Genomic DNA, 11,258 nt, shown 5'->3' with positions numbered 1-11,258 from the left:
GGCTGCGGCGCGGTCAGCGCGCCAGTTGCTGCCAGGTATCGATCACGCTGTCAGGGTTCAGCGAGATCGACGTGATGCCCTCGCGCGCCAGCCACTGGGCAAAGTCGGGATGGTCGCTGGGGCCCTGCCCGCAGATACCGATGTACTTGCCCTGCGCGCGGCACGCCTTGATGGCCAGGTGGATCAGCGCTTCCACGGCCGGGTCACGCTCGTCGAAGTCGGCGGCCAGCAGTTCCAGGCCCGAGTCGCGGTCCAGGCCCAGGGTGAGCTGGGTCAGGTCGTTGGAGCCGATGGAGAAGCCGTCGAAATACTCCAGGAAGCGCTCGGCCAATATCGCGTTGCTCGGGATCTCGCACATCATGATGAGCTTGAGCTCGTTCTCGCCGCGCTGCAGACCATGCTGTGCCAACAGCTTGGTGACGCGCTCGGCCTGGCCCAGCGTACGCACGAAGGGCACCATGACCTGCACGTTGGTCAGGCCCATGTCGTTGCGCACGCGCTTGATGGCCTCGCACTCCATGGCGAAGGCCTCGCCGAAGTCCTGGCTCACGTAGCGCGCTGCGCCACGGAAGCCCAGCATGGGGTTCTCTTCCTCGGGCTCGTAGCGGCTGCCGCCGATGAGCTTGCGGTACTCGTTGGACTTGAAATCCGACAGGCGCACGATGACGGGCTTGGGCCAGAACGCGGCGGCGATGGTCGCCACGCCCTCGGCCACCTTGTCCACGTAGAACGCGCGCGGGCTGGCATGGCCGCGCGCCACGCTCTCCACGGCCTTCTTCAGGTCGGCATCCACGGCGGGGTAGTCCAGGATGGCCTTCGGGTGCACGCCAATGTTGTTGTTGATGATGAACTCCAGGCGCGCCAAGCCCACGCCTTCGTTGGGCAATTGGGCGAAGTCGAAGGCCAGCTGCGGATTGCCCACGTTCATCATGATCTTGGTGGAGATGGGCGGCATCTCGCCGCGCTGCACCTCGGTCACCTCGGTCTCGAGCAGGCCGTCGTAGATACGGCCGGTGTCGCCCTCAGCGCAGCTCACGGTGACCAGCGTGCCGTCCTTGAGCACGTCGGTGGCGTGGCCGCAGCCCACCACGGCCGGAATGCCCAGCTCGCGCGCAATGATGGCCGCGTGGCAGGTGCGTCCGCCCCGGTTGGTCACGATGGCGCTGGCGCGCTTCATCACCGGCTCCCAGTTGGGGTCGGTCATGTCGGTGACCAGCACGTCGCCGGGCTGCACCTTGTCCATCTCGGCGATGTCGTTGACCAGTCGCACCGGGCCGGTGCCGATCTTCTGGCCGATGGCGCGGCCTTCCGCCAGCACCGGGCCGTGGCCCTTGAGCTTGAAGCGCTGCTCGGCCTGGCCCTTGGCCTGGCTCTTCACCGTCTCAGGGCGCGCCTGGAGGATGTAGAGCTGGCCATCAGTGCCGTCCTTGCCCCACTCGATGTCCATGGGGCGGCCGTAGTGCTGCTCGATCACCAGCGCGTAGTGGGCCAACTGCTCGATCTCGGCGTCGGTCAGCGAGTAGCGATTGCGCAGCTCGGTTGCCACCTCGGTGGTCTTCACCAGCTTGCCGCTGGCGGCCTTTTCCTGCGCCGTGGAAAACACCATCTGGATCAGCTTGGAGCCCAGGTTGCGGCGGATCACGGCCTGCTTGCCGGCCTGGAGCATGGGCTTGTGCACGTAGAACTCGTCGGGGTTCACGGCGCCCTGCACCACGGTTTCGCCCAGGCCGTAGCTGGAGGTGATGAACACCACGTCCTCGAAGCCGCTTTCCGTGTCGATGGTGAACATCACCCCGGCCGCGCCCAGGTCGGAGCGCACCATGCGCTGCACGCCCGCCGACAGGGCCACCACGTCATGGGCAAAACCCTTGTGCACGCGGTAGGAGATGGCGCGGTCGTTGTACAGCGACGCGAACACTTCCTTCATCTTGTGCAGCACGGCTTCGATGCCCACCACATTCAGGAAGGTCTCCTGCTGACCGGCAAAGGAGGCGTCGGGCAAGTCCTCGGCCGTGGCGGAGGAGCGCACGGCGAAGCTGGCCTGGTCGTTACCCGCCGACAGCGCGGCAAATGCCTCGCGCACGGCCTTTTCCAGGTCGGCAGGGAACGGCTGGTTTTCCACCCAACCGCGGATCTCGGCGCCGGCCTCGGCCAGCGCGCGCACGTCGTCCACGTCCAGCGCGGCCAGGCGCTGGCTGATGCGGTCGTGCAGGCCTTCGTACTTGAGGAACTCGCGGAACGCATGCGCGGTGGTGGCGAAGCCCGTGGGCACGCGCACCCCCTGGGGCAGTTGGGAGATCATCTCGCCAAGGGAGGCGTTCTTGCCGCCAACGACCTCGACGTCGCTCATTCTCAGGTTCTCAAACGGTACGACCAGGGCGGTCGCCTCGAAACGTGCAGACATGGGAAAGCTCCAGAGTTTAAAAACCGGTCTGCGCCCACCGTCGCGTCAAGGGATGGCGGGCAGTCGTCGCTCATGCAGCGGCCACGGCTTTGCTGTTGTGGTTGTGGGCCGGCGCGGTGCATGGGGAGAAATTGGGAATAATGGGCGCCATTGTAGGCGGGCTGCCCGCCGCAGCGCACGCGCCATCGCATCACCACGCTCTCCTTCCCGCTCTTCCTTTCCCATGCTTGCCACGCACACGCGCACCGTGTTCTATATCTCCGACGGCACCGGCATCACGGCCGAGACCTTCGGCAATGCCATCCTGGCGCAGTTCGACATCCGCCCGCGCCACGTGCGCCTGCCCTTCATCGATACCGAGGACAAGGCGCACCAGGTGGTGCGCCAGATCAACCACACGGCCGAGCTGGAGGGCAAGAAGCCCATCGTGTTCACCACGCTGGTGAACATGAGCGTGCTCAAGATCATCGAGGACGGCTGCAGGGGCATGCTGCTGGACATGTTCGGCACCTTCATCCGCCCGCTGGAGTCCGAACTGGGCGTGAAGTCACACCACCGCGTGGGGCGTTTCTCGGACATCAGCGTGTCCAAGGAATACAGCGACCGCATCGAAGCCATCAACTTCAGCCTGGACCACGACGACGGCCAGAGCCACCGCGACCTGTCGGGTGCGGACGTGATCCTGATCGGCGTGTCGCGCAGCGGCAAGACGCCCACGAGCCTGTACCTGGCCATGCAGTGCGGCCTGAAAGTGGCCAACTATCCACTGATCCCCGAGGACTTCGAGCGCCGCCAACTGCCGCCCGCGCTGGTGCCGCACCGCAAGAAGATCTTCGGCCTGACGATCGACCCGCAACGGCTGTCGCAGATCCGCAATGAGCGGCGCCCCGGCTCCCGGTACGCCGATCTGGTGAACTGCCGCAACGAGGTGGCCGAGGCAGAGGCGATGATGCGCCGCTCGGGCATTCGCTGGCTGTCCACCACCACCAAGAGCATCGAGGAGATCGCGACCACCATCCTGCAGGAGGTGCGGCCGGAACGGCTGCAGTACTGACCGCCCCTGCATCAAAACAAAAGCGCCCCGAAAGGCGCTTTGTTTTTAATAGCTATCAGCGCTTGACTGGTAAGCGCTAGAGGCCAATTTGGCTTAGATATCAGTGGCGAATCAGGTGGTCGAAGGCCGACAAGGCCGCCGTCGCGCCCGCCCCTGCGGCGATGATGATCTGCTTGTATGGCACGTTGGTGCAGTCTCCCGCGGCGAACACGCCCGGCACGTTGGTGTGGCCCCGGGCGTCGATGATGATCTCGCCAAAGCGCGTCAGGTCCACCGTGCCCTTGAGCCAGTCGGTGTTGGGCAACAGACCGATCTGCACGAAGATGCCCTCGACCGCCACGGTCTTGGCCTCGTCCGTCGTGCGGTCCTTGTAGGTCAGGCCGGTGACCTTGCTGCCGTCGCCATTCACTTCCGTGGTCTGGGCGTTCAGGATGACCGTCACGTTGGGCAGGCTGCGCAGCTTTTTCTGCAGCACGCCATCGGCCTTCAATTCGCTGGCGAACTCCAGCACCGTCACGCTCTTAACGATGCCGGCCAGGTCGATCGCGGCCTCTACGCCCGAGTTGCCGCCGCCGATGACCGCCACGTCCTTGCCCTTGAACAGCGGGCCGTCGCAGTGCGGGCAGTACGTCACGCCCTTGGTGCGGTACTGCTCCTCGCCCGGCACGTTCATGTTGCGCCAACGCGCGCCGGTCGACAGGATCACGGTCTTGCTCTTGAGCGTTGCGCCGTTGTCGAGTTCGATTTCCACCAGGCCGCCTTCCGTTGCGGCGGGCTTCAGCGCCTTGGCGCGCTGCAGGTTCATCACCTCGACGTCGTAGTCGTTCACGTGCTGCTCCAGCGCGATGGCGAATTTGGGGCCTTCGGTCTTGCTCACCGAGATGTAGTTCTCGATGTCCACGGTATCCAGCACCTGGCCGCCGAAGCGCTCGGCCGCCACGCCGGTACGAATGCCCTTGCGCGCCGCATACACGGCGGCCGCGGCACCGGCGGGACCACCGCCGACCACCAGCACGTCGAACGGCTCCATGGCGTTGAGCTTGGCGGCCACGCGGGCATGCGCACCGCTGTCGATCTTGGCGACGATCTCCGCCAGCTCCATGCGGCCCTGGCCGAAATTCTTGCCGTTCAGGAACACCGTGGGCACGCCCATGATCTGGCGTTCCTTGATCTCGTCCTGGAACACGGCGCCGTCGATGGCCGTGTGCGTGATGCGCGGGTTGAGCACGCTCATCAGGTTCAGCGCCTGGACCACGTCGGGGCAGTTGTGGCAGGACAGCGAGTAGTACGTCTCGAAATGGAAGTCGCCGTCCAGGCCCTTGACCTGCTCCAGCAGGTCCGCCGATTCCTTGGAGGGATGGCCGCCCACCTGCAGCAGCGCCAGCACCAGCGAGGTGAACTCATGGCCCAGGGGGACGCCCGCGAAACGCACGCCGGTGTCCACGCCGGGGTTAGTGATCAGGAAGGACGGCTTGCGCACGGGCGCGTCGTTCTTCTCGACCACAGTGATCTTGTCGGAGAGGGAGCGGATCTCCTGGAGCAGTTCCCGCAGCTCTTGGGAAGTGGCGCCATCGTCCAGCGTGGCGACCAGCTCCACCGGGCGCTGCAGGCGCTCCAGATAGGCTTTCAATTGGGCTTGGAGGTTGGCGTCGAGCATAGGGTTACTCCTAATCAATCTAGTTATGGGCAAAAAAAACCCGGGCGCCTGGCACCCGGGCGTCTTGGTCAGCCGCCGCGGCGGCTGAACGCGGCTGGTGCCAGCTTAGATCTTGCCGACCAGGTCCAGCGAAGGAGCCAGCGTCTTGGCGCCCTCTTCCCACTTGGCGGGGCACACTTCACCGGGGTGGCTGGCCACGTACTGGGCAGCCTTGACCTTGCGCAGCAGATCGGCGGCGTTGCGGCCGATGCCTTCGGCGGTGATTTCCATCGCCTGGATCACGCCCTGGGGGTCCACGATGAACGTGGCGCGGTCTGCCAGGCCCTGGCCTTCGCGCAGGCAGTCGAAGTTCTGGCTGATTTGCCAGGTGGGGTCGCCCAGCATGGTGTACTTGATCTTGCGGATCGTGTCGGAGGCGTCATGCCATGCCTTGTGCACGAAGTGCGTGTCGGTGGACACGGAGTACACCTCAACACCCAGCTTCTGCAGCTCGTCGTAGTGGTCGGCCACGTCGCCCAGCTCGGTGGGGCACACGAAGGTGAAGTCGGCCGGGTAGAAGAAGAACACGGCCCACTTGCCCAGGACGTCCTTCTCGGTCACTTCGACAAACTTGCCGTTCTTGAAGGCTTGCGTCTTGAAAGGCTTGATAGTGGTGTTAAGCACGGACATTGCTGTTTCCTCTTACTTAGGTTGATGGGCTAGAACAAGACTGAAGTCTAGGCCGGATCGAATGATAAATCCAATAAATTGAACACATCAATTGAATTGACATTGACTATCAACTCATTCATTCGAGAACACGACTCAGCATCACACGCAGGCAAAGCCTGCATGCAGGGGCATTGTCTTGCCCCGTGGTGCCAGGGTCATGACAATGCCCCTTTCTGACTGAAAGGAGAAGCCCCATGAAAGGCGACGCGCAAGTCATCGCACACCTGCAGGCCCAGCTGAAGAATGAGCTCACGGCCATCAACCAGTACTTCCTGCACTACCGCATGCTCAAGCACTGGGGCTTCGACAAGCTGGCCAAGAAAGAATACGACGAGTCCATCGGCGAGATGAGGCACGCCGACCGGCTGATGGACCGCATCTTCATGCTGGACGGCCTGCCCAACCTGCAGGACCTGGCCAAGCTGCAGGTGGGCGAAGACGTACCCGAGATCCTGGAATGCGATTTGCGCGCCGAGCGCGGAGCGCAGGCCACCATCAAGGAAGGCATTGCCTACTGCGAGTCGGTACGCGACTATGTCTCGCGCGAACTGCTGGAAGACATCCTCGAAGACACCGAAGAGCACATCGATTTTCTGGAAACCCAGATCGAACTGGTTGCCAAGGTCGGGCTGCAGAACTACCTGCAGTCCCAGATGGGCGACGCCGACTGAGCCAGGCGCCAGGCGCCTGACACGGTGCCTTTCCCCTGCGCACGACCGCGCGCACTCCATCCAACGGGCTGCGACCCGTTTTTTCATGCCTGTACCGGCGAAACCGCTACCGCAAACACGCGCCACACGCCGACGCCGCTGTAAGGCAAATTCCTACAAAGGCTGCTCATCCGCCAGACGCCACGCAGCGCCGAACCCCGACTTAATTTCTTTTTGCCCCGGTTTCACAATCCATTTCATCGGATCACGCAACACATGCAACGTTATGCAACGCAGTGATCCCCTCTTGGAAAGGATTGCCCCATGACCTCCGAACAACTGCTCGCCGAAATCCGCGAAGCCAACCTCACTTACCTGATGCTGGCGCAGACCCTGATCCGCCAGGACAAGGCCGAAGCGGTGTTCCGTCTGGGGCTGAACGAAGAGGCGGCCGACATTCTGGCATCGCTGTCCGCCGCACAGGTGCTCAAGCTGGCCTCGCGCAACACGCTGCTGTGCAGCTTCCGCGTGGACGACGAACTGGTGTGGAGCCTGCTGACCAGCCACAACACGCCGCGCAAAGCCGCCAGCGAAGCCACCAACACGCTGCACGCCAACATCCTGATGGCCAGCCGCGTCTCCGAAGTGCTCTGAAGTCCCACGCCAGCGTTCCCCTCTTCTTCCGAAAGCCCGCCATGTCCGCACCCGCCAAGAGCGTTCTCAACGAATCCAAGCAAATCGAACGCGCCGCCATGCTGATCGAGATGGGGGCCCGCATGCAGGTGCTGGAGTCCGAGACCACGCTGTCGTACGAGCGCCTGATCCGCCTGTACAAGGAGATTGCGGGCAAGTCGCCGTCCAAGGGACAGCTGCCCTTCTCCACGGACTGGTTCCTCACCTGGCAGGAGAACATCCACAGCTCGCTGTTCCTGAACATCTACGAATACCTGTCCAAGGGCGTGAGCCTGGACGCGGTGGAGCTGCTCACCAAGGCCTATCGCCTCTACAACGAGCAGGTGGCCGCGGCGCAGATCGACCCGCTGCTGTCCTTCACGCGCGCCTGGCGGCTGGTGAAGTTCGTGGATGCCGGCATGCTCACGCGCACCAAGTGCTCGCAGTGCGGCGGCCAGTTCGTCACCGAGCTGTACGAGAACCGCCACTACACCTGCGGCCTGTGCAACCCGCCCGCACGTGCCGGAAAGAGCAAGAGCGCTGGCGCACTCACGCTGCACTAATTCAAGTCAAAATGGCTTCCAGCGCTTACCCATCAAGCGCTAACAGCTATTAAATAAATAGCGTAACGGCGCGGCAATGGGCTACCGGCCCGCCAGCAGACCGCGCACGTTGGCATCCATGGGCAGTGCATAGTCGTGCGCCGCCAGCACCGCGTTGCCCGCGCCCACCAGCTTCAGGCTCACGTAAACCGCCTGCGGCGCCACCGCGTAGGTGCCCACCAGCACGGCCTGCGCCGCCTGGGCGCGCGCCACCTCCTGTGCGTGCCGCGACAGCAGCAGCTCGCCCTGGCCGGGGCGCATCGCCAGGGTCTCGCGCATGCGCAACTCGGTCACGCGCAAACCGCGCTGGGCCAGCCGGCCCGCCAGTTGCTCGGCCACCAAGCGCCCCAGGCGCGAAGATTCATCCAACCGGTCCAACTGCACCACCGTTCCCACCAGCACGGGGGCGCCGGGGTCCAGCGGCACTTGCAGCAACAGCGCATCCGCGGCGCCGTGGTTGCTGGCCATCAGGTCCACGGGGTCGCTGCTGACCGCAGCGCCGTAGTAGTAGCGTGCGCAGCCCGGCAGGGCCAATGCGCTGGCGGTCAGCACCGCTGCCAGCAGCACGCGCCGCTGTATTCCAATGCGTTGCGTCATGCGGTCTCCCTCCTTCATGGCACGACCCGCCACGTCGTGAGGGGCCCCGGCGCCGCAGCGGGGCGCTGGTACAGCGGTGCGTCCGGCTGCGCGATCGTGTACACGTCAGATGTGCGCACCAGCACCCGGCCCTCGCTTTCCAGCGACGTGACGACCAGCACCTCGGTGCGCATCGGCACACTCGCGTCCGCATACGTTGCGTTGCGCTGCACGTACACACCTTCGGCCAGGCGCTGCAACGGCGCCGCGGACGCCGCACCCGCGTGGTGCTGCACCAGCTGGGTGCTGGCCCGCAACCGCAGGGCTGCGGGTTCGGTGGTCACGGCGATGCCCCGCTCCACCAAATGCGTGACCAGCAACTCGCGAAAGCCGCGCTGAAAGTCGGAGGCTTGGGGGGCCATCTCCACATGGATCGGGTGCTGCCCCGCGGGCCATCCACGCAGCCGATCGGCCACATGCGCCGCCACGTCGGCAGCCAGCACGTCCCATTGGCGGACTGCGTTCACCGCCTGTTGCTCCGTGGGCGCGTGCGCCCCCTCCGGCGTCGCGCCGTGCGGCGCCGTTGGCAGGGGCGCGCAGCCGGCCGCCAGCCCGGCCAGGACGCAGAAGGCCAAAACCCGGTTTCTCATGATCGAAGAATATGTATTGCGTGACGACCGGCCATGCTAGCCGGTGCGCCTGCGCGCCAAGGGTGGAACAAGAGGGGCTTTGCGGGCCAGATCAGCCTCAGGCCGCCGCGCCCTGCCCGGCAAGCGAGCGCACCGCGGCCCGCAGCGGCGCCACCTGCCGGCACACCAGCGCCAACTGGGCCTGCACGAGCGACAGGCCGTCGCCGGAGGCATCGGCCGCCTGCTCCAGCGCCAGCGCCAACCCCTCGGCAGCGCCATCCTCCTGCGCCAGCGCATGCCGCCCGCGCAGCGCCTGGGCCATCTGCTCGATCTGGTTCGCGGCCTCACGGGCGGCGCGCTCTGCCAACGAATCGGCCGCCACGTCGGCCGGCAGACCGCGGTGCGCACCCAAGGCCGACAGATAGCTCAACAGCGTGTGCGAGAGCACCAGCAACTGCAGGCCCACGCGCGCGTGGCGGCGCACCCAGCGCGGCTCCAGCAGCATGTGCGACAGGGCGGCGGACAGGGCCGCATCGGCGTTGTGCGCCACGCGGCGCGCCAGGCGGTAGTCCAGGTCGTCGTCCTTGCCCGTGGCGTACTGCGACATGATCTCGCGCAGGTACAGCGCATGGGCCTCCAGCGCCTCGGCTGCCACGGCACCCAGGCGCTTGCCCTGCCAGTCAGGCAATACCAGAAACATGGCGGCCGCCGCGATGAGACTGCCGATCACCGTGTCCAGCAGGCGCGGCAGGATGAGCGTGTAGCCTTCGCCCGTGGTCTGGTTGAAGCACAGCAGCACCATCAGCGTGATGGCCGCCGTGGCCAGCAGGTAGCGCTGGGTGCGCGTAAGGAAGAACAGCACCCCCGCCGCCACGGCCAAGAGCGCCTGCAGGGTCGGGCTGGGGAACAGCTCCAGCAACGCCCAGCCCGCCACCAGCCCCAGCGCGGTGCCCAGCACGCGCCGCGCCACGCGGGACACGGTGGCCCCATAGGTCGGCTGGCAGACGAACAGCGTGGTCAGCAGGATCCAGTAACCGTGCCTGGGGTCCGTGAGCTGCATGGCGGCATACCCCGCGGCCAGCGCCAGCGTGAGGCGCACCGCATGCCGAAACAGCACCGAGCGCGCATGCAGCTGCGCACGCACGCGGCCCCACGCATCGGCCAGCGAGCGCGGTGTGCGGTCGAACAATGCGATGTCCCCCAGCACCGCGTTTTGCATGGGCAGCGTGGCGGTGGTGAGTTGCGCGTCCAGCGTGCTGAGGTTGCGCGCCAGCGCGCGCAGCGAGCGCAGCGGGCGCTGCCAGGCGCTCTGGCCCTGGCGCTCCAGGTAGGTGATGGAATCATGCAGGTCTGCCAGCGCCTGCGCATGCCCCGCATCGCGTACCAGCGGGCGGCGCCGGCGCAGTGCTTCACCCAGTTGCGTGCAGGCCATGCCCTGCAGCGTGAGGACGCGCTGGCAGCGGTACAGCACATCGCTGTGAAAGAGCACGTCCGCCCATTCGTTGTAGTGGTAGTGCGAGGAGCTCGCGCGCTCGTGAATATCCTGGGCGATGAAATACAGGTTGAGCAGCTGCAGCAGCCGGCCCTGGGGCGGCTGCGCGTCCATGCGGCTGAACAGGCTTTCCTTGGCGCTGTTGAGCGCCGCCACCACGCGCGCATTGGTCTGTGCCAGCGCCAGCCGCCTTTGCTGCACATCCACGCCGCGCACGGGCTCGAAGACGCTGGCCTTGAGCCGCAGGTAGGCGCCCAGCTCCTCGTACAGCGCGGCCATGCCATGCCGCAGGGGCAACAACGGCGTGAGCACACACCACGCCAGCGACAGCAGCCCGTACCACCCCGCGCCCGCCAGCAGCAGCGCAGGCATGCGCCACCAGGGCTGCGTGTCGCCCGCACCCTGGGGCACGCTGAGTGCCGCATACAGCGCCAGGATCACCGTGGCCGAAGCGATCGCGCGGTAGCGCCCGCCGACCGCGCCCAGCAATGTGAAGACGAAGCTGCACACCAGCAGCACCACCAGGAACCACAGCGGCTGGTCCACGAGCGCCGCCACCGGGAAGGCCACCAGCGCGAAGCACGCCAGTGTGACCAGCAGCGCCTTCAGGCGGCCGCGCCAGCTGTCATCCGTCTCGGCCAGCGCAGACGCGAGCACGCCCAGGAACAGCGGCACCACCAGCTCCACCTGGTGCGTGCCCCAGCTCCAGGCCATGGCGCCGCCCAGCGCGAGCAGCACGCGCAGGCCGTAAGCCCAGGCGACCTGCGCGCCCAGGCGTTGCAGCCACTGCGCCGTGATGCCGTCTACCACG

10 protein-coding genes are annotated in these 11,258 nt (G+C 65.9%); 4 read left to right on the top strand and 6 right to left on the bottom strand.

What is annotated here, in order from left to right; translation table 11 throughout:
- Positions 1-13 precede the first annotated feature (13 nt).
- Positions 14-2,404: a phosphoenolpyruvate synthase gene (ppsA, locus tag BA022_RS01910; protein ID WP_011806032.1), complete on the bottom strand. Its 2,391-nt coding sequence runs from the start codon at positions 2,402-2,404 to the stop codon at positions 14-16.
- Between the two features lie 223 nt (positions 2,405-2,627).
- Here ppsA and ppsR point away from each other — a divergent pair, with 223 nt between their 5' ends.
- On the top strand, positions 2,628-3,458 hold the full coding sequence (ppsR, locus tag BA022_RS01905; protein ID WP_011806033.1) for a posphoenolpyruvate synthetase regulatory kinase/phosphorylase PpsR: 831 nt from the start codon (positions 2,628-2,630) through the stop codon (positions 3,456-3,458).
- Positions 3,459-3,558: 100 nt separating this feature from the next.
- On the opposite strand, the gene ahpF is transcribed toward ppsR, so the two are convergent.
- Both ahpF and ahpC read right to left on the bottom strand, forming a co-directional pair.
- Positions 3,559-5,115 (bottom strand): alkyl hydroperoxide reductase subunit F, encoded by a 1,557-nt coding sequence (gene ahpF / locus BA022_RS01900; RefSeq protein ID WP_015913766.1) that lies wholly within the window; start codon positions 5,113-5,115, stop codon positions 3,559-3,561.
- Between the two features lie 105 nt (positions 5,116-5,220).
- Entirely contained in the window at positions 5,221-5,784 is a 564-nt protein-coding gene (gene ahpC, locus BA022_RS01895) for an alkyl hydroperoxide reductase subunit C (protein ID WP_015913767.1), read from the bottom strand.
- 236 nt (positions 5,785-6,020) lie between these two features.
- On the opposite strand from ahpC, the gene bfr reads away from it, so the two are divergent.
- From bfr to flhC, 3 genes are all read left to right on the top strand, one after another.
- Positions 6,021-6,497, top strand: coding sequence for a bacterioferritin (gene bfr / locus BA022_RS01890; protein WP_088886381.1), 477 nt, complete (start codon positions 6,021-6,023; stop codon positions 6,495-6,497).
- 303 nt (positions 6,498-6,800) lie between these two features.
- On the top strand, positions 6,801-7,130 hold the full coding sequence (flhD, locus tag BA022_RS01885; protein WP_011806037.1) for a flagellar transcriptional regulator FlhD: 330 nt from the start codon (positions 6,801-6,803) through the stop codon (positions 7,128-7,130).
- A gap of 41 nt (positions 7,131-7,171) precedes the next feature.
- On the top strand, positions 7,172-7,711 hold the full coding sequence (flhC, locus tag BA022_RS01880; RefSeq protein WP_011806038.1) for a flagellar transcriptional regulator FlhC: 540 nt from the start codon (positions 7,172-7,174) through the stop codon (positions 7,709-7,711).
- 81 nt (positions 7,712-7,792) lie between these two features.
- Here flhC and BA022_RS01875 read toward each other — a convergent pair whose 3' ends face one another.
- The 3 genes from BA022_RS01875 to yccS form a co-directional block, all read right to left on the bottom strand.
- A complete protein-coding gene (locus BA022_RS01875) occupies positions 7,793-8,347 on the bottom strand; it encodes a FlgO family outer membrane protein (protein WP_041836344.1) in 555 nt (184 codons plus the stop codon).
- 14 nt (positions 8,348-8,361) lie between these two features.
- Positions 8,362-8,961, bottom strand: coding sequence for a hypothetical protein (locus BA022_RS01870; protein ID WP_228403686.1), 600 nt, complete (start codon positions 8,959-8,961; stop codon positions 8,362-8,364).
- 112 nt (positions 8,962-9,073) lie between these two features.
- Positions 9,074-11,257, bottom strand: coding sequence for a YccS family putative transporter (gene yccS / locus BA022_RS01865; protein ID WP_088886379.1), 2,184 nt, complete (start codon positions 11,255-11,257; stop codon positions 9,074-9,076).
- Position 11,258: the final 1 nt, after the last annotated feature.

It is taken from the genome of Diaphorobacter nitroreducens (assembly GCF_002214645.1).
GTDB lineage: Bacteria > Pseudomonadota > Gammaproteobacteria > Burkholderiales > Burkholderiaceae_C > Diaphorobacter > Diaphorobacter nitroreducens.
Note: the sequence above shows the minus strand (reverse complement) of the source record. Positions and strands in the feature narration are given on the sequence as shown.